Source organism: Chelatococcus sp. YT9 (assembly GCF_018398315.1).
GTDB lineage: Bacteria > Pseudomonadota > Alphaproteobacteria > Rhizobiales > Beijerinckiaceae > Chelatococcus.
In genome coordinates this window covers 658,027-677,325 of record NZ_JAHBRW010000002.1, presented here as the reverse complement: position 1 = coordinate 677,325, position 19,299 = coordinate 658,027, and the positions used below count along the sequence as shown (strand labels likewise).

The following is a 19,299-nucleotide window of genomic DNA, read 5'->3' as shown; positions in this document are numbered from 1 at the left end:
AACACCTGGGCGGCCCTCGCCAAGAAAGGGAAGGTGGGACAGTTGGGCTTGGACGGGGATTTAGTCGGCGGTATGCCGAGTAGGCCCGGGTCATACCGGCAATCTCAGCGTGTGAGCGAGCCAGTGTGCTCGGGGATGCAGGCGCCCTCGCCCTCTCGGTTCCATGCAGCCCGCAAGTTCAAGCGGATCCTGTGGTGACAAACGGCAGGCGGACCCGGCTGCTCCCCTTGATCTCCACAGGCACGCCGGCAGCGACCCAAAAGCTCACATCCCGCCGAGCCGAAGCGGTGGGTGTAGCTTTCCGGGAGCGTCGCGGGCGAATGGGTCAGGTCTGAACGCCAGCTCTTCGGGCCGTCCACTCCTTTCCCTGCCAAGGACGCCTGAAGTGTCCTGCAAACCCAGGAGGCGTTCGCTCGAGACGCCCTTGTCTGCGACCAAACGTGACGCGCGTTCTGCTAACCTCTGCCAGCGGAGCTGCTGCGGAGCCTCACGGGATAGCGGTAGAGCGCCGGGCTCGATGTAGAATGCCGCCTTGATAGCGACGCGCTGCACTGCGGCCATCCACAACTCCTCGATGTTACGCCGCGGATGAGGACCGGTAGGCTGGATGGCCGCGTCGGATGCGCGTCACGGTTTGAGGTGCTGATCGGGCCGGCACGCGGTAGGCAGCTCCGGACCGCGAGAGCGCCTAGGGCGACGCGACGTCTGCTCTCGATCTCGGAAGGGCAGGGGACTGGGATGTGCTCCAGCCGAAGCGTCGCCGGCGGCCACACTGTCCTGAATGGTCTCATCCCCTCTCCTTCACCCTTGGAGGTTGGCGTCCCGGGGATCAACGACCGAAGCCCCGATGTCAGAGAAAGCCGAGCCACGTTGGGTGACAAGGATGAGGTCGTGAACGATAGCGGTCGCAGCGATCAGTCCATCGACGCTCCCCAGGACGCCGGTTCCAGCGAGCCGACCCCAGGTCATGGCGATTTGGTCTGTGACAGGAAGGATGCGGTCGGCGTGGCGGTGGCGGAGGCCGCGAAGCCATTCGGCCAGTGGCGCGGCCCCCGCGGGATCGCTCGTCTGCCTGTAAGCGATGCCGCGCATAATCGCGCCGATGGTGAGGACGCTCAGGTAAACGGCGGATGGGTCGACCGAGCGCAGCCATGCCGTCGCCCGCGGGTCTCCTCGTCGGGCATCGACGATGACCCCGGTCTCAAGGAGATACATCACGTTCTCCGTGGCCGTCTGCATCGTCCTTTAGGACTGCCATGGCGAGATCATCATCCCACTGCGGTCCATCGATCAAGTCGTCGACAAGGGTGGGACGGCCGGCACGTAGAGCCTCATAGTCCGCCGTCGAAAGCACGACAGCCGCTGCCGTCCCGCGCAAGGTGACCCATTGGGGGCCTTCATGGCGCGCCTGCTGGACGACTCTGGAGAACTGATTCTTGGCATCCTGTAGTGACCATTCCATAGCGCTGTCCAATCTAGCTAGCCTGTCTAGCTTGGCGGAGCTGTGGCTCAGCGTCAACAAGTTCCCGGTGCGGGCAGCGGGGAGTGAGGATGGTCGCTATCAGTGTCGCGCCATTTCCCGTCATCCCGAGCCGCTGTGCGAGCCTGCAATGCGTCGCCTTCCACGTCGCGTCGAGATCGCTCCGCCGACCTCCGTGCCCGGCCGGGGTGATCGCGCGCTGAGCTTCCTTGCGGAAGGTGGCGTAGCTTCCCAAACGCGCCAGAGCGTGGCGCGTCCGACCACCTAGCCGCCGCTTGCCGCATGTCCGGCGAGCCGCGCACGATTCGCCGACATCGCCGCATCATACTCACCCCGTTGAATTTCGATGCGTCTTAAGCCAATCTAAGAATCGAGAGATAACGAAAATGCCTTGAGAGGCGGCCGGCGACCGGGGAGGCCTCAGGTCGAGAGAGGCCGAGCCGAAGACTAAGGCACTGATAACATGAGCAATCACTGCATCAGCGGCAGCGATCCTGCGCTTTTCTTCCGTCGTCGCGCGCCGCCTTGTATGTGCGGAAAATCGAGCTCGTTGCTGGCCCTGTGACATGGACTGCGTAGGGCCATCAGCCTCAAACGCAACCTCGGCTCAAACCGCCATCAGTTTTTCGACCTGATGCGCGAGGTCGGCAATCGCTGGGCCATGCGAGCTCCAAATGGCTTCCGCGGGCAACGCGTAGGATGGACCGCCGAGATTGACCGCAAACATCTTGTCGCCTTCGGGAGTTCGGATCGGGGCCGCGACGCCGTGGATGTCAGGCTGCCATTCCCCAAGGCTGACACAGAATCCGTACTGCTCGACTTCCTGGCGGGCCTGTTCGATCGACTTGTATACCTCGCCCCAGTTCTGGTAGCGCGGCTTCAGTTCATTGAGCAGCGGGATGAGCTCGTCTTCGGGCAAGCCGGCCAGATAGGCGCGGCCCATCGCGCTGGTACCGATCGGAATGCGTGAGCCGGCAAACAGACGCAGACCAACCAGGCTCGCCCCTTCACAGGCGTCGGTATAGATCATCGAGTGGCGGTCGCGCGTGCCAAGGCCCACGTTGAAACCGGATTGTTCGGCGAGGTCGCGCATGAATGGACGGGCCATTCTGCGCACGTCGAAATTGGCCAGGGCGACACGGCCAATGGCAAAGGCTTCCCCGCCCAGTTCATACATTCGCAGCCGCCGATTGAACGTCAGGAAGCCGCATTTCGCGAGCGTATAGGTGATGCGGGACACGGTCGCGGTTGGCAGGCCGGTTCGCTCCGCGAGCTCGGTATTTCCCAGAGGCCCGTCGCCGGCCTTGAAAGCGCTCAGGATTTCAAGCCCACGGCCCAGGGCTTTGACGAATTGATTGTCGGTTTCCAGGTTCTCCCAATCCAGGGCCGCATTGCCGTCTCCGGTCTGCCGTGCCTTGGAGCGCGCGGGGCGCTGTTCGACGGCGCCATCATCGATATCGCTGTCCGCGATGGACTTGCCCGCGGAACGGGTACGTTGCTTCGGTGTTCGCACGGTCTCGCGGCTTTCAGTCGTCATGCCCTGGGGAAATCCTAGCTAGTATGGTGCGGTCAGTCCAAAGGCAAGTCACGCTAGGCTGTGAGGCTTGACAACCAGTCTAGGAGCAAAGGGTTGACCTCGTTCGCGAACTCGACGTTCAGAAGATGGCGACCGCGTGCGATCTCGACATAGGAGGCGTTTTCCACGAGCGAGGCGATCTCCCTGCCGGCTTCGGGCGGAGTGACGGGATCATCCGATCCCGAGATGACCAGAGTTGGTGCCGAGACACGGCGGAGGCGCTGCGAGACATCGTGGTTCAGCACGGCGTGCATGCAGCCCAAATAGCCGTGAAGCGACGTGCCGAGGAAACTGTCGCGCAGCGCGCGCCAACGCGCGGGACGGCGTTCCATCACGATGGGGGAGTAGCGCTGCTGCATTGCATCGTCGACGATGCCCTCCAGCGTCCCGGTCGCCCGCACCAGATCCAGCCGGCGCCGCATCATCGCCGTATCCCCGGTCCACCTACTTGTGGTGGCGCAGGCGGTCAATGACTTGATCCGCCTCGGATGGTCGGCTGCCAAGACCTGGCCGATCATGCCACCGATCGAAAGCCCCACGAGATGCACGCTATCGATTGCAAGGCGGTCGAGAACGGCAAGGACGTCGGCCGCGAGATCCTCGATCCGATAGTCACCGTCGGGGGCGTGGCTTCCACCGTGACCACGCATGTCGAGTCGTAGGATCTGGAAGCCCGCGGCGAGGAGATCCGGGACCTGATCCGACCACATGCCGCAATCGGAGGTCAAGGAGTGCAGCATGCAGACGATCAGAGCGTTGTCAGGGCCGATGAGGTCGTAATGGAGCGTGCCGAAGGCGACAGGGGCAAGCATCAGCGTCCCCCCGCCGCCGATTTCGGTTCATGCCCGGACGCCTTGTCTGTCGCTTCATCTGCAAAGCGATGCAGGTGATATTCCCGCGGATCGAATTCTGCGGTGACGTCGCGATACTCGACGAGTCTGCCGGGCCAGTTCAACGCAACGCGCCCAACTGAATTCTTGTACCAGTTGGTGACGCCGGGGTGGGTCCAGACCATGTTGCTGAGCATGCTGTCCACCCGGTCATTGTAGCGCTCGAAGGCATCGCGTCGGACTTCGATCACGTCCCAGTCGTTCTCAAGATGCTCGCGCAAGGCCTTCATGATGTAGTTGACTTGGCATTCGGTCTGGAAGATGGCGCTGCCACCATGAGCAAGATTGGTATTGGGCCCGTAGACGACGTAGAAATTTGGGAAACCCGGGACGGTGATGCCGCGATGGGCGCGTGGATCCTCGTCGCCCCAAATGTCGCGAATAGACTGGCCGTCGGCCCCCACGATATGCATGGGTGCGAGCATCCGCTTGGTCTGAAAGCCCGTGGCCAGAATGATGACATCTGTCGGGTACTTTCGTCCGTTGGCAATGACACCGTCGGGCTCGACGCGCTCGACTCCATCCGTGACCAGCTCGACATTGTCGCGTAACAACATGTCGTACCAGTTGTTGTCGCGCAGCATGCGTTTGCCGAAAGGGGGATAGTCCGGAATGACTTTCGGGATGAGGTCTTTCCTGTGCCCGACTTTGGACAGGATATAAGCGGTGAGATCCTGGCGCCACTGCTCGTTCATTGCGTTGAGCGAGCGCTCGGGGTGCGGCCAGTTCGGATCGATTTTCAACGTCCAATGGAAGGCCTCCGACGCGGCCCAGAACAGGGTCAGGCGGAACCAGCTCGCGTAGAACGGCAAATACCGCATCGCCCAGCGGGCGCCGTGACTGACCTCCTTATGGTAGAGGGGATGTTTCATGGCCCAGTGCGGCGAGCGCTGGAAGATCGTGAGGCTCTCGACATCCGGCGCGATCGCCGGGCCGGTCTGCATGCCGCTGGCACCGGTGCCGATCATGGCGACGCGGCGTCCCTTCAGCGGCACCTTCCGATCCCATTCGGCGGTATGGAACCAGGGGCCTTTGAAGTCCTTGAGGCCGGGAATCTGAGGAATGGCCGGACGGTTGAGGGCTCCGACCGCCGTGATGAAGACATCAGCCTCGATATCGATCTCGACGCCATCCGAGCGTCGTGTCCTTACCGTCCAGGTGCCGTCCGGGCGGTATTCCGCACGCACAACCTCTTCCTGAAACCGGATGTTCCGGCGAATGTCGTATTTCTTGGCGCATTTGAGAATATAGTCGAGGATCTCGTCCCGTTTGGCGAAGAAATGCGTCCAGTCCGGATTGGGTTCAAAGGAGTAGGAGAAGAAATGGCATGGCGTGTCGACGCCGCAATCGGGGTAATGGTTGTCTAGCCACGTGCCGCCGACTTCGGCGTTCTTCTCGATGATCACATAAGGTATGCCGGCTTCCTGCAGGCGCACCGCCATCGCAAGGCCGGAAAAGCCCGCGCCGACGACGACAACCTTGAAGGCGGCCAAACGGGCGGCGGGCGGCTTGTGACGCCATGTGAAGCGGCGACCGTCCTGGCCGCCCAACATCATCTCCTCGCGGAACACTGCCATGTATTCGTCCGGCACCGTTTCGCCAACGGCAACATCGACCATGGCCTTGAACTCGGCCGCCGGCGGTTCGAGAGCGATGGCGCCGCCGTGCTCGGCCCGTTCCATGATGGCTGTGACGAGCTTCGCTCGGATCTGATTTTGCAGGGTGGTCGGGATGGCCTGCATATAGTCCCAGGCGCCGCGGATGTGTGGCGCGACTTCGCGCAGGAGACCATAATCACCGGTCAGTTGCACATAGCTCATGAGCAACGGCACGATATCGGCTTCGGCGATCGCTGCGCTGAACGCATCGGGATGGGCAGCCGCGAAGGCGATCTGCTCCTGCGGGGTAAGATGGCGATCCTGTGCCAATGTTTCGTTCCTGCCCTTATGTCGTTATTGGGTTCAGTAGCGGCCGCCCGTGACGTGAAGAACCTCGCCGCTGATGTAGCTTGCGCGATCCGATGCGAGGAACGCGACGGCGTCGGAAACGTCTGAGACCTGGCCCATGCGAGGGATCGCGACCGTCTTCTCTGCATTGCCGCGGATTTTCTCGAAGTGTGGCAGGGAGCGCACGGCCTCCGTCTCGACAATGCCGGGCGCTACGGCATTGACCGTGATGAAGTAACGGCCGACTTCGAGCGACATCGCACGGGTAAATCCCAGTAGTCCGGCCTTGGCCGCGGAGTAATTGGCCTGGCCGGGATTTCCCAAATGGGCGCGCGAGGACATGTTGATGATACGCCCGGCGTTCCGTTCAATCATCGTCGGCAATACAGCCTTGGTACATTGGAAGGCACCCTTCAGGGTTACGTCGATGACACTGTCCCAATCGGCTTCCGACATCTTGCCGATCCGCATGTCGCGTGTGAAGCCGGCGTTGTTGACCAAGATGTCGATCGTGCCGAAGGCGTCATGCGCCGCTCCGATCAGTTGCTCGACGGACGCCGCATCGGTGACGTCACAGCACACACTGATCGCCTTGCCGCCGTTGTGGACGATCGTTCCTGCCGTCATAGCCGCGGCAGCTTTGTTGATGTCGGCCACGACAAGATGAGCACCCTCTGCGGCGAGGCGCTCGCAAATCGCCTGGCCAATGCCCTGTGCGCCACCGGTGACGATCGCCACCTTGCTGCTCAGTCCGAGTTCCATTCCCACTCCTGTCTTGTGTTGCGATGAACCTATTTTTGGGGCGGGGGGCTTGTCAATGAAAATCAATTTCGTATTCTTGCGTCGTCGAATTGGCGCGAGGTTCATCGTGACCGCGACAAAGATCAAACGCGACGGCGCGGTCTGCGCATGTCCTCATCGGAGGCGCCCACCGCAAACGCTGCAACGGGCGATGTCATTTGACAGGTGTTCACATCATCGGCGCGGGCATGACACCGCTTGGCAAGCATGTCGACTTGACGGTCAAACAGCTCACCGCGCGGGCTGTCGATCTCGCCCTCGCCGACGCCGGCCTGGATAAAGGCCGGATCGATTGCGCGTGGTTCTGCAACACGCGGCAGGGCGTGCTTGAGGGGCAGCATGGTGTGCGCGGCCAAGCCGCGCTGCGGGCTTATGGTTTTGAAGGCATCCCCATCTTCAATACGGACAATGCCTGCGCGAGCTCGAGCTCAGGCGTCTACCAGGCCTTTGCGGCGATCAGGGCGGGACTTGCCGAGGTCGCCTTGGTCGTCGGTGCCGAGAAGATGTTCTTTCCGCAAAAGCGGCAAGAGATGTTCGAGGCCTTCAAAGGCAGCTGGGACCGTGAACTCGCTGAACAGCATATGGGCGTCTTGCTGGCTTTGGGCGAACACCTTCCCATCCCATCCGAAGCCCGTGACGCAGCATCGCCTGAGCGTTCGGTCTTCATGGACATCTATGCCGCGCAGGCGCGCTTCCACATGCATACGTTCGGCACGACACAGCGTCAGATCGCAGCCGTCGCGGCGAAGAACCACACCCATTCGCAGCACAATCCCGCGGCACAGTACCGCTTTGCGATGACCGTGGATGAAGTGCTTTCCGACCGCCTGGTCGTCTGGCCGATCACGCGTGCCATGTGCGCTCCGATCAGTGACGGCGCGTGCGCGCTGGTTCTGGCCTCTGATCGGGTCGCTGCCGCGACCGGCACTCGTGCGCGGGCTGTGACGATCCGCGGGATGGGTGTGAGCAGCAGCAGCGATCGTAAGCCTGAAGCCTACGATCGTCACCTCACCCGAGTCGCGGCGGACCGCGCCTATGACGGCGCCGGTGTCGGTCCGCAGGACATCCACGTCGCCGAGCTCCACGACGCCTCGGCCATCGCGGAAATTCTCCACAGCGAGAATGTCGGTTTCTGCGCCTACGGCGACGGTGGATCGCTGGTCGAGAGTGGTGCAACCACCCTTGGAGGCCGTCTTCCCATCAATGTGTCGGGAGGGCTCCTGTCGAAGGGGCATCCGATCGGGGCGACGGGCGCTATCCAGCTCTACGAGCTGGTGACGCAATTGCGAGGTGAGGCGGGCGACCGACAGGTCGAGGGTGCGCGTATGGCGCTCGCCGAGAATGGAGGCGGTTTCCACGGTGTCGAGGAGGCCGCCTGCGTCGTCACCATTCTTGAAAAGGCTGCCTAGCTGATGACCGCAAATCTCGATGTGCTCCAAGCTTGGCGGATACCCGATAAAGTCCAAATGCTGACGAGGCATGACGTCGCATTTTATGCGCTGTCGATCGGCGCCGGCCGCGATCCATGCGATCAGACGGAGCTCAGATTCGTCGATCCCGGGCGGCCGGACCTGGAGGCACTTCCTTCCATGGCGCTGGTGCTTGGCTATCCCGGATTTTGGCTTGGCAACCCTGCGCTGAAGCTCGACATCAAGCGCATCTTTCACGTCGAGCAGTCCCTTGAGATCATGGGGGCTCTGCCCGTGGAGGGTCGGGTGGTGGGACGAACGTGGGTGACGGACCTTCAGGACCGGGGCGTGGGAAAGGATCTGCTGGTCCATTCCCGGCGAGACGTGTCCGATGAGCGGGGAGTGACATTTGCCAAGCTTCGACAAGTCCATATGCTGCGCGGCTATGGGGGATTTTTCCGTGGCAAGATCGACAAGGATGTTTCGCGGCCAGCGAGCACGCCTTCGGCATCTCCCGTCGCGGCTGTCGTCGATACGGTGATTCGCACGGAGCAAGCCTTGCTCTATCGGCTAAACGGCGACTTCAATCCCTTGCACAGCGATCCGGCCGTAGCCCAGGCGGCGGGCTTTCCCGGGCCGATCCTGCACGGCATGTGCACCTTCGGGATGGTCGCAAGAAAATTAGTCAAAACGCTATGCCGGGGTGAAGCAAACCGGCTCATCTCCATGTCGGCCCGATTCACGGGCCCCGTTCATCCAGGGGAGACCCTGCGAACGGAGATCCTTGAGGACGGTTCCTTCCACACGGTTTCCGTGGAGCGGGGCCGACCCGTCCTCGGCTACGGGATGGCGCGAGCTGCGCCCATGAACGTCGTGACCCTGGAACCTCACCATGCCATCTGAAACTCACGGCGAGTTGCGCGAGCCGTTACGCCGTTTTGTCCGCGAACGCCTCGTGCCCCTGGAGGCGCAGGTGGCTCAGGATGACCGCCTCCCCGACGAGATAGTCCGCGAAATGCGCGACATGGGGCTCTTCGGTCTCACCATCCCCGAGGAATTTGGCGGGATGGGTCTCCCCGTGGCCGAGGAGATCGAGCTCGTCTTCGAACTGACCTGGGCATCACTGGCATTCCGGTCGATCATCGCCATGAATCTGGGGGTGGGATCGCAGGGCATTGTGGCCGATGGCACGCCGGAGCAGAAAGCGACATGGTTGCCGCGTATCGCCTCGGGAGAGGTGATCACCTCGTTCTGCCTGACGGAGCCGGATTCCGGCTCCGACAGCGCTGCTCTCAGAACGACTGCGCTGCGCGACGGTGATGACTACGTCATTTCCGGCACGAAGCGCTTCATCAGCAATGCGCCGCTCGCCGGCCTCTTCATCGTGATGGCGCGGACCAGTCCCGAAAAACTGCCTGGCAATCGGCACGTCACGACCTTTCTTGTGCCCGCGGCAACGCCGGGGCTCTCGGTGGGCAAGAAGGACCGGAAAATGGGTCAGCGCGGCGCCGCAACCGCCGACGTGATCCTTGATGGGGTCCGCGTCCCTGCCTCCAGCATCCTGGGTGGCGAGGTCGGCCGCGGCTTTTCGACCGCCATGAAGGTGCTCGACCGCGGGCGCATAGGCGTTGCTGCGGCGGCGATAGGGCAGGCGCGGCGACTGCTTCACGAGGCTCTGACCTATGCGATCGAGCGCAAGCAGTTCGGGCGAGCGATCGGCGAGTTCCAGCTCGTGCAGGCCATGTTGGCCGACAGCCGCGCCGAGCTCTATGCCGCCGAGTCGATGGTCCGCGACGCGGCGCGCCGGCTCGACGGTGGGGAAAACGTTTCGTTGGAAGCGTCCTGCTGCAAGATGTTCGCGACGGAGATGGTCGGGCGTGTGGCCGATAGGACGATCCAGATTTTTGGCGGCGCGGGTTACATGGAGGAGAGCGGCGTCGAACGCTTCTATCGGGATGTGCGCGTGCTGCGCATCTACGAGGGGACAACGCAGATCCAGCAGCTCGTGATTGCGCGCAACATGCTCCGGGAAGCGGGTCATGCGTGCTGAGGGGGCAGGTCCGCTGGCCGGCATCAGGGTGGTGGAATTCGCCGCGCTCGGGCCTGCACCCTTCGCGGCCATGCTGATGGCCGATATGGGGGCCGACGTGCTGCGCATCGACCGCCCGGGCAGTCCCGGTCGGGACAGCGACATCCTCAATCGTGGACGCGCGTCTCTCGTCGTCGATATCAAGGATCCCGACGCGCTGGCATCGTTGAGGCGCATCATCGACGTGGCCGATGTGCTCATCGAGGGCTTCCGGCCCGGTGTGATGGAGCGCAACGGCCTTGGACCGGACGTCGTATGCGCTGCCAATCCCAGGCTGATCTATCTGCGCATGACGGGGTGGGGCCAGGGCGGACCCTTGGCGGAGCGTGCGGGCCACGACATCAACTATATCGCGGTGGCCGGAGCGCTCGCGCCGATCGGCCGCGCCGGCCAGCCGCCGGTCCCGCCCCTCAATCTTGTCGGCGATTTCGGTGGCGGTTCGATGTTTGCTGCGCTCGGCATCGTCGCCGCGCTTTACGAACGTGAGAAGTCTGGTCGCGGCCAGATCATTGATGCTGCCATGGTCGATGGCACGGCCAATCTCATGGCGATGTATCTGTCGCACCAGCAGGGTGGCCGGGAAGGGACAGGCCTCGAGAGCGGCGCATATTTCCTCGATGGGTCCGCACCGTACTACCGATGCTATGCCTGTGCCGATGGGCGCTACGTGGCCGTGGGTGCGATCGAGCCGGCGTTCTGGCGGATCTTGCTGGAGACGAGCGGCGTTGGGACGGGGCTCTCCCAGGAGCCGGATGACTGGCCGGAGGCGTCGGCTCAGCTTGAAGCCCTGTTTCTCACACGCGACAGGGACGATTGGATCGAGCTGTTCGAGGGCCGGGACGCCTGCATAGCTCCGGTCCTCACTTATGACGAACTCGAGAGCCACGCGCACTTGGCAGCACGAGGTACATATGTGCGACAGGACGGACTTCTACAGCCCGCGCCGGCGCCGCGCTTTTCACGCAGCCGGACCCGCATCGCCGGAAAGCCCAGTCAGGTCGGTGCTGGTGGGGATGCGCTCGCCGCGAGCTGGCTGAGCAGTCCCCCGATTGCGCACCAATCCCATCCAGTCACCGACAATCAAGGCGCCCCATGATGACCCGCGACATCAGCCAGGTGGTGGAGAAACTGCGGACAGCGTTCGCCGACGATGACGCCATGTTGCGGTGGGGCGCGGACATCCCGGTGAAGCACTGCTCCGACTGGACGAGACTGCCACCCGTCATTCCGTTGGCACTTGCCAGACCGCGGACGACTGAGCAGGTCTCACGGTTGCTCGGCCTGTGCCATGAGACGGGAACGCCGGTTGTTCCACAGGGCGGACTGACGGGGCTCGTCGGTGGCGCCCACCCGGTTGAAGGCTGCGTCGCCATTTCCATGGAGCGCATGTCCGGGGTAGAGGAGATCGACGCGGCGGCTGGTACCATGACCGTATTGGCCGGTACACCGCTCGAGCAGGCGCAGGCTGCTGCCGATGCGGTGGGCCTGATGTTTCCCTTGGATCTCGGCGCACGGGGGAGCTGTACGATCGGCGGCAATGTCGCGACGAACGCCGGCGGCAACCGGGTCATTGCCTATGGCCCGACGCGCAATCAGGTGCTGGGCCTTGAAGTTGTGCTGGCCGATGGCTCTGTCCTGCAGTCCATGAACAGGCTGATCAAGGACAACACGGGCTATGATCTCAAGCACCTTTTCATTGGGTCCGAAGGAACGCTCGGCATCATCACAAGGGCCATTCTGAGCTTACGCCCCCAGCCCGCCACTACCATCACCGCGCTTTGTGCTCTGCCTTCTGCAGAGGCGCTGGTGCCGTCGCTCGCGGCCTTGCGAAGCCGGATCGGGCCGTCGTTGTCCGCGTTCGAGGCCATGTGGCCGGACTTCTGGCAGGTGATCGTGGCGCAGGCTGGACGAAAGTCACCGTTCGCCAGGGCTCACGGCGCTTATGCGCTAATCGAAATGTCGGGCTTTGATTGCGAGCGGGACGAGGACAGGCTTCAGATCGCCCTCTCCGATATGCTGGAGGCCGGTCTGTTGTCCGATGTTGTTGTTGCCCAGACGAGCCGTGAAACCGGCGATTTCTGGGGGATAAGAGAGGCGGTGGGTGAACTGCGAAGCCTGATGGGGTCCTTGATATCTTTCGATGTCAGCATCCCGGCACAATCCGCTGACGCCTTCGTCGCGACCGCTGTTGCCGCTCTCGAGAAACGCTGGCCGGACGCTACTCATCTGGCCTATGGACATCTCGGCGACAACAACATTCACATCATCGTGCGGGTGCCGTCGGCCTTCGACGAGCAACCGAAGGATCTCATCAATGAGATCGTCTATGACGCCGTGGCCCGTTTCCGGGGAAGCGTTTCGGCGGAACATGGCATCGGGCTGACCAAGAAAGGGTTTCTGCATTTGTCGCGGTCGCCGATCGAGATTGCGACCATGCAAGCGGTCAAGGCAACGCTCGATCCCCGTGGCATCATGAACCCGGGGAAGCTCTTCGACCGGAGGCTTTCCAGAGAGGAAATACCTTAAAATGAAATTGACTTTCATATTGCTCCATGTAGCCTGAATGTGGCCCATGGATCGAGTGCAGCGCGGCAAGCTGCCAGCAGTCCGAGGCTAATTCCATAACAATCAAAGCGAGAGGGGGAACGGGATATGCCCAAGTTGGCCAAGCGAAGAGATTTTCTGAAACACCTGGCGATCGCTGCTTCGGCAACGACTGTAGCGGCGCCCGCCATTGCGCAATCTTCTCCGAAGATTCGCTGGCGAATGACCGAAAGCTTCCCGAATACACTTCCCAATCTATACGGGGCAGCTGAGCTCTTCGCCAAGCAAGTGGCGGAAGCCACCGACGGCAATTTCCAGATCCAGATTCTCGCCCCCGGGGAGATCGTCGGCGCCGCCCAGGCGCTCGACGCCGTACAGAACGGCACCGTGGAGAGCGCCCATACGTCTGGCAATTATTTCATCGGCAAAGAGATCGCCTTCGCCTTCGGGACCGGTCTTCCGTTCGGCCTGAACGCGCGCCAGCACGATGCCTGGTGGCATCTCGGTGACGGCAGCAAGCTCTTCAACGAGGTTCTGGCCAACTATAATGCGGTCGCGATCGCCGGCGGGAATTCCGGCGCTCAGATGGGCGGATTCTTCCGTAGCGAGATCAAGAGCGCGGCCGATCTGAAGGGGTTGAAGTTCCGGATCAGCGGCCTTGGCGGGCGTATTCTGTCGAAGCTCGGGATCGTGGCGCAGCAGATCCCCGCAGGGGACATCTACGCCGCTCTTGAGCGCGGCACGCTAGATGCCGTTGAGTTCTCCGGTCCGGCCGACGACCAGAAGCTCGGATTTATCAAGGTCGCGAAATATTACTACTCGTTCAGCTTCTGGGAGGGAAGCTCCCAGGCAGTGTTCATGTTCAACAAGGACAAGTGGGACGCATTGCCGAAGCCCTATCAGGCTATCCTCGCCAATGTCGGTCAGCATGCCCACAACTGGATGACGTGGAGCTATGACAGCACCAACGGGCCCGCCCTGCGGCGCATGGTGTCCGAGGGCGCGATCATCCGGGCCTTTCCCGACGACATGTTGCAGGCCTCGCTCAAGGCGGCGAATGAGCTCTACGCGGAGCTTTCCGCCCAAAACCCTGCCTTCAAGAAGCTTTACGATTCGCACATCGCGTTCCGCAGTGACGTGTTGCCCTGGTGGCAGGTCGGCGAATATGCGTATGATTCATTCATGGTGCGTACGCGCGGGCGAAGCTGACGGCTGAGCTCCGGCGCGCGGCCCCCGCGGCGATGTCGGCGCAGATGCCGTGCAGGTTTTCTGGAAATATTGGATAGCACTATGCGACTAGCCACATTCATCGGGGATGACGGGCCTCGTCTTGGCCTCGTGTCCGGATCAACGATCCTTGATCTTAAGGACGGATATGCCCGCTTCCTCGACCGTCCGTGTCCTGCCTCCATGATTGAATTGATCGAAGGCGGCGCAGCCACTCGGGTGGATGTCGATACTGTGCTTGAGGCGAGCCACGTCGAGAGGTCGCATGGGAATCTCTGGCGTGACATCGCGCATGTCCGGCTGCTTTCGCCTATTCCGCGTCCACGGAAGAACGTTGTCTGTGTGGGGCGGAACTACAAGCTCCACATCGAGGAGGGAGCGCGGGCGAGGGGAGCGGCGCCCGTCTTCCCTGAGGTGCCCGAGTTTTTTACCAAGCCTCCGTCGTCCGTCATTGGCCCAGAAGAGGACATCAGGCTCGACACCATTGTAACGAAGAAGCTCGACTACGAAGTCGAGCTCGCCTTCATTATTGGCAAGCACTGTCGCGACGTGTCTGCGGCGGAGGCGGCGGATGTCATCTTCGGCTATACGATCCTGAACGACGTCACGGCGCGCGATCTTCAATGCGCCCATGGCCAATGGTTCAAGGGAAAGGCGCTCGACAGCTCTTGTCCGATCGGCCCGGTCATCGTGACCGCTGACGAATTCGGGCCTCCGGCAGGGCACGCGCTCAGTTTGCGCGTCAATGGCGAGCCCCGGCAGTCCTCATCCACGGATGACATGCTGTTCGACTGTGCGGCTATCGTCGCAAGTCTATCCGCGGGCATGACGCTCGAGCCCGGCGACATCGTCACGACCGGAACCCCGTCCGGCGTGGGGCTGGGGATGTCGCCGCAGGTGTGGCTGCGAGAAGGCGATGTCGTCGAAGCGGAAATTGCAGGGATTGGTATCTTGCGCAACACCGTCCGTCAGGTGCGTTGATGGCGAATGCAAGTCCCTTTCGCGCCACCCTTCACACCAGTGACGAGAGCCTCGGGCGTGCAGAATTTCTCGCCCTCGTGGAGCAGGCAGCCGCGGGATTGCATGCGTTGGGGGTCGAGCCGGGCGACTGCGTTTCGCTCCTGATGCGCAATGATAGCCCGTTCCTCGTCGCCACGGCGGCCGTCCAATTGCTGGGCGCCTATGCAGTCCCGCTCAATTGGCATTTCAAGAAGGACGAACTGCTGTATGTGATCCAGGACTGTGAGCCCAAGGTCATGATCGCCCATGCGGATCTGTTGGACGTGGTCAGTTCCGGCCTGGCGGCAGGCACCTCCACCATTGAGGTGGCGGTGCCGCCGGCGCTGCGCAAGGCCTTCAAGATCACCGACCGATCGAGCGGCGGCGTAGGCGCCTTATCCTGGTCGGATTGGCTTGCCCGTCAGAAACCCATTGCGCTGCCCTCCATTCGACCGCCGGACGCAGTCATCTACACCTCGGGGACGACGGGGCGACCCAAGGGCGTGCGCCGTGCGCCGCCGACCGCGGAACAGGCCATCGATGGCGAGCGGATGCGCGCTGCCGTCTTTGGGATCGGGGAAGGCGACCGGGTTCTGGTCTCTGCGCCTCTCTACCATACCGCGCCGAATTTCTTTGCGCTGCGCGCCATGCGGCTCGGCGAGATCCTGGTGGTCTTACCGCGCTTCGATCCCGAAGACTTTCTTGCCACCATCGAGCGGCATCGCATCACCCATGTCTATGCCGTGCCCACGATGTTTGTGCGCCTTCTTGCTCTCGATCCGCAGATCCGGGCGCGGTACGATGTGTCTTCGCTTCGCTTCGTGCTGCACGCAGGCGGGCCTTGCCCGCAGACGGTGAAGCAGGGGATGATTGCATGGCTGGGGCCGATTATTAATGAATATTACGGCTCGACAGAGCACGGTCCGCTGACATTCTGCACGAGCGAGGAATGGCTGGCACACCGCGGAACGGTTGGCCGCGCTGCGCCGGGTGTCAAAATTGCGATCCAGGATCAAGAAGGTGGCGACTTGCCGACTGGCGTCCCGGGCGAGATCATCGCACGCAACTTTGCACATCCGGACTTTACCTATCATCGCAGGCCCGCCGACCGTGCCGAATTGCAGCGCGGCGAACTCGTGGCGACCGGGGACGTCGGCTACTTCGATGCATCCGGCTTCCTCTATCTCTGCGATCGCAAGCGCGACCTCGTCATCTCGGGAGGCGTCAATATCTATCCGGCCGAGATAGAAGGCGCGCTTGCCGGATGTCCCGGGATCGCCGATTCAGCGATCTTCGGGGTTCCAGACGCGGAGTTCGGCGAGCGACTAATTGCTGTCGTGCAACCGCGTGAAGGCGTCGTGCTCGAGCCGGACGAAATACGCGCGTTTCTGTCCACGCAACTCGCCTCGTACAAGATCCCGGCAATATTCCTGATACGCGATAACCTGCCGCGAGAGGAAACTGGAAAGATCAGGAAGCGCTTGCTGCGGGACGAGTATATCCAAAGTTCCGCTCACAGCTGATCGGTGTTGAACGGCTGGCAAGTCCAGCGGGAAAGACATGGCATGAGCTCTCTTCTCCTCGTCTCGCGCCTGATTGACAAAATCAACGGGGCATTAGGTCAGATCGCAGCTTGGGCGATCCTTGCCGCGGTCGTGATCTCAGCCGGCAACGCACTCCTGCGCCATTTCTTTGGGACCTCGTCCAACGCCTGGCTGGAGATGCAATGGTATCTCTTCGGCGCTGTCGTTATGCTGTGTGCGGCCTGGGCGTTACGCGAAGAGGCGCATGTGCGCATTGACGTGGTCGCGGGCCATCTGTCGCGGCGATGGCGTCACTGGCTCGACCTGTTCGGACTTGTGGCATTCCTCAGTCCCTTTGCCGGACTGATGATGTGGCTCGGCGGGCCTTATGCGTTCGCATCTCTCGAATCGCGGGAAGTCTCTCTCAACCCGGGTGGACTGACAATCTGGCCGATCAAGATGATCATTTTTGCCGGGTTCATTTCCTTGTTCGCACAAGGGCTGAGCGAGATCATCAAGCGGATCGCCATCATGTCCGGCTTCATGCCGGATCCCGAAGATGCCATCTCCGTCAGCGAGCCCGACGACACTCGCTCCCAGATATCGTGACGCCGCGGGACCTGCCTCGATGATCGAGTTCATAGCCCAGAACCTCGCGCCCATCATGTTTGCGAGCCTGGTCATCATGCTGTTGATGGGGTCGCCAGTCGCGTTCTCGCTCGCTGCAAACGGTCTCTTGTTCTTCTTCATTGCTGTTGAGCTCGCACCGCTTGCACCGCAGACGATCACTGTATCCTGGCCACTGCTCCAGGCGATGCCAGACCGTGTTCTGGGTGTGCTCTCCAACGAGGTTCTGTTGGCGATCCCGTTCTTCACGTTCATGGGCTATATTCTGGAGCGCTCAGGGATGGCTGAAGACCTGCTCGACACGATCGGCCAGGTCTTCGGCACGGTGCGAGGCGGCATCGCCTATGCGGTGATATTCGTGGGCGCCTTGCTGGCCGCAACGACCGGCGTGGTTGCCGCCTCAGTCATTTCGATGGGCCTCATCTCGCTGCCGATCATGCTTCGTTATGGCTATGATCGGCGCATCGCGTCCGGCGTCATTGCCGCTTCCGGCACGCTGGCGCAGATCATTCCCCCATCACTGGTTCTCATCGTGATGGCTGATCAACTCGGCCAATCCGTTGGCAATATGTATGCCGGTGCCTTTCTCCCGGGGCTCATGCTGGCGGGAGGTTATGGCATCTATGTATTCGCCAGAGCGATGCTCTCGCCGTCAGCCCTTCCGGGTCTCCCGGTCGAAGCCATCGTCTATCGGGAGCCTGGAGGCGAACGCGGGCTTTGGCAGCTCGGCCTCCTTGTCCTTTTCTCGGCTGTCGCAGCGACGGTCACCCTGTCACAGACGGCAGTGCCGCCTGGACCGGACTTCGTTATCCTCGCCATCTGCCTCGGCACGGTGATCGCTCTCATCATCGCCTTGCTGAACCGTCTCCTCGGCTCGCGTTCCACGATTTTCATTGCGGGGATCGCGATCGTCCTCTCTGCGGCTTACGTGTGGCTTCTCAACAGCGGCTATTCCGTGGTTGCCCTTTATGCGGAGGTCGCCGCATGGGCCGTCGGCTACAACGTTGTCGTCGCGGCCGTGGAACGCTCGTCGGGCCTGCGTCTGATCTCGGGTATCGCCGAGCAAGTGACGTTCGTCCTCGTCCCGCCGCTTCTCCTGATCTTCCTTGTCCTCGGCACAATCTTCATTGGTGTTGCCACACCAACCGAAGGCGGCGCCATGGGAGCCGCTGGCGCCCTTATACTGGCCCTCATCAAACGTTTTCTCGATAAGAACCCAGCACGGCTCAACCTGACGAGTTTGCGGCAGGCGACGGAATCGACAGCGAAGCTGACCACATTCGCCATCTTCATTGTTCTCGGAGCCCGGGTCTTTTCGCTCACTTTTTACGGCGTGAACGGCCATCTTTGGGTCGAGCACTTGCTTGTGTCGCTTCCTGGTGGAGAGATCGGCTTCCTGCTCGTCGTGAATTTGCTCGTCTTCTTCCTGGCTTTCTTCCTCGATTACTTCGAGATTGCCTTCATCCTCATTCCGCTGCTCGTTCCCGCTGCGCAAACCCTTGGCATTGATCTCGTTTGGTTCGGTGTGCTGTTGTCCATCAATCTCCAAACCAGCTTCATGCATCCTCCGTTTGGCTTCGCGTTGTTCTACCTCCGCTCCGTCGCTGCCCGTGTTCCCTATCTGGATAAGCTCACCGGCAAGACAATCGCGCCGGTGACGACGGGGCAGATCTATTGGGGGGCTATTCCGTTCCTGCTGATTCAGCTGCTGATGGTAGGGATCACCATCGCATTTCCGCAGATCGTCACACATTACAAGTCCGCGGGCCAAGCTGTGGACCCCGCCGCCGTTCAGGACAGACTTGATAACCTGCCCGGCGGAGATGCGGTGCCGGCCGCGAAAGACCTTCCCCCCCTCTTCGACTAAGCACGCAGGAAAGGCGACGCCCCGGCGCGATCCCGGACGCAGCGAGATGCCTTTCCGCCAACGGCCCTAGCTGTATCCAGAATTATCGCGATCGTTCTGGGCGATTGACGGCGCTGGCAGCCAACGCTTCAGTTCCCGCCACATACCTCGCCCGGTACCGGCGAGCTTGACGGCCCTGGGAACATCGGGGACGACCTCCTAATCTCCCTCAGATCTTCTCAGGCGACTTGCAAGATCCGTGCAAGCGCTGACGTGCGGCCAGCAATGTGTCGAGGCGCGTTCGACGAGTCACACCGGGCTCATAGGCGCTTTGCTGTCATG

16 protein-coding genes are annotated in these 19,299 nt (G+C 61.9%); 10 read left to right on the top strand and 6 right to left on the bottom strand.

Annotated elements, in window-relative coordinates; genetic code table 11:
• Positions 1-801 precede the first annotated feature (801 nt).
• From KIO76_RS23180 to KIO76_RS23155, 6 genes are all read right to left on the bottom strand, one after another.
• The gene (locus KIO76_RS23180) at positions 802-1,215 is read right to left on the bottom strand and encodes a type II toxin-antitoxin system VapC family toxin (protein WP_213325950.1); all 414 of its coding nucleotides are present in this window, start codon (positions 1,213-1,215) and stop codon (positions 802-804) included.
• Positions 1,202-1,462, bottom strand: coding sequence for a type II toxin-antitoxin system Phd/YefM family antitoxin (locus KIO76_RS23175; protein ID WP_213325949.1), 261 nt, complete (start codon positions 1,460-1,462; stop codon positions 1,202-1,204). The genes KIO76_RS23180 and KIO76_RS23175 overlap by 14 nt, the downstream gene beginning before the upstream one ends.
• A gap of 625 nt (positions 1,463-2,087) precedes the next feature.
• The gene (locus KIO76_RS23170; RefSeq protein WP_213325948.1) at positions 2,088-3,017 is read right to left on the bottom strand and encodes an IclR family transcriptional regulator; all 930 of its coding nucleotides are present in this window, start codon (positions 3,015-3,017) and stop codon (positions 2,088-2,090) included.
• Between the two features lie 53 nt (positions 3,018-3,070).
• Complete coding sequence (locus tag KIO76_RS23165; RefSeq protein WP_213325947.1) at positions 3,071-3,868, bottom strand: alpha/beta fold hydrolase; 798 nt, start codon at positions 3,866-3,868, stop codon at positions 3,071-3,073.
• Positions 3,868-5,874: a flavin-containing monooxygenase gene (locus KIO76_RS23160; protein ID WP_213325946.1), complete on the bottom strand. Its 2,007-nt coding sequence runs from the start codon at positions 5,872-5,874 to the stop codon at positions 3,868-3,870. Before KIO76_RS23160 ends, KIO76_RS23165 begins: the two co-directional genes overlap by 1 nt.
• 33 nt (positions 5,875-5,907) lie before the next feature.
• Entirely contained in the window at positions 5,908-6,654 is a 747-nt protein-coding gene (locus tag KIO76_RS23155) for an SDR family oxidoreductase (RefSeq protein WP_213325945.1), read from the bottom strand.
• Between the two features lie 197 nt (positions 6,655-6,851).
• On the opposite strand from KIO76_RS23155, the gene KIO76_RS23150 reads away from it, so the two are divergent.
• The 10 genes from KIO76_RS23150 to KIO76_RS23105 all read left to right on the top strand — a co-directional run bounded on the left by KIO76_RS23150 (position 6,852) and on the right by KIO76_RS23105 (position 18,978).
• Complete coding sequence (locus tag KIO76_RS23150) at positions 6,852-8,102, top strand: thiolase family protein (protein ID WP_213325944.1); 1,251 nt, start codon at positions 6,852-6,854, stop codon at positions 8,100-8,102.
• A gap of 57 nt (positions 8,103-8,159) precedes the next feature.
• Positions 8,160-9,005, top strand: a complete 846-nt coding sequence (locus tag KIO76_RS23145) for a MaoC/PaaZ C-terminal domain-containing protein (RefSeq protein ID WP_213325943.1) — start codon at positions 8,160-8,162, stop codon at positions 9,003-9,005.
• Positions 8,995-10,152 carry an acyl-CoA dehydrogenase family protein gene (locus tag KIO76_RS23140; protein ID WP_213325942.1) on the top strand — a complete coding sequence of 386 codons (1,158 nt, stop codon included), beginning with the start codon at positions 8,995-8,997 and terminating at the stop codon, positions 10,150-10,152. Before KIO76_RS23145 ends, KIO76_RS23140 begins: the two co-directional genes overlap by 11 nt.
• Positions 10,142-11,287, top strand: a complete 1,146-nt coding sequence (locus KIO76_RS23135; RefSeq protein WP_213325941.1) for a CaiB/BaiF CoA transferase family protein — start codon at positions 10,142-10,144, stop codon at positions 11,285-11,287. Before KIO76_RS23140 ends, KIO76_RS23135 begins: the two co-directional genes overlap by 11 nt.
• The gene (locus KIO76_RS23130; RefSeq protein WP_249730009.1) at positions 11,284-12,717 is read left to right on the top strand and encodes an FAD-binding oxidoreductase; all 1,434 of its coding nucleotides are present in this window, start codon (positions 11,284-11,286) and stop codon (positions 12,715-12,717) included. Before KIO76_RS23135 ends, KIO76_RS23130 begins: the two co-directional genes overlap by 4 nt.
• Positions 12,718-12,843: 126 nt before the next feature.
• Positions 12,844-13,944 carry a TRAP transporter substrate-binding protein gene (locus KIO76_RS23125; protein WP_213325940.1) on the top strand — a complete coding sequence of 367 codons (1,101 nt, stop codon included), beginning with the start codon at positions 12,844-12,846 and terminating at the stop codon, positions 13,942-13,944.
• An 81-nt stretch (positions 13,945-14,025) separates the two neighbouring features.
• The gene (locus KIO76_RS23120; RefSeq protein WP_213325939.1) at positions 14,026-14,943 is read left to right on the top strand and encodes a fumarylacetoacetate hydrolase family protein; all 918 of its coding nucleotides are present in this window, start codon (positions 14,026-14,028) and stop codon (positions 14,941-14,943) included.
• Positions 14,943-16,484 (top strand): AMP-binding protein, encoded by a 1,542-nt coding sequence (locus KIO76_RS23115; protein ID WP_213325938.1) that lies wholly within the window; start codon positions 14,943-14,945, stop codon positions 16,482-16,484. The genes KIO76_RS23120 and KIO76_RS23115 overlap by 1 nt, the downstream gene beginning before the upstream one ends.
• Positions 16,485-16,526: 42 nt before the next feature.
• Positions 16,527-17,093 carry a TRAP transporter small permease subunit gene (locus KIO76_RS23110; RefSeq protein WP_213325937.1) on the top strand — a complete coding sequence of 189 codons (567 nt, stop codon included), beginning with the start codon at positions 16,527-16,529 and terminating at the stop codon, positions 17,091-17,093.
• 19 nt (positions 17,094-17,112) lie between these two features.
• Positions 17,113-18,978, top strand: coding sequence for a TRAP transporter large permease (locus tag KIO76_RS23105; RefSeq protein WP_213325936.1), 1,866 nt, complete (start codon positions 17,113-17,115; stop codon positions 18,976-18,978).
• Positions 18,979-19,299: the final 321 nt, after the last annotated feature.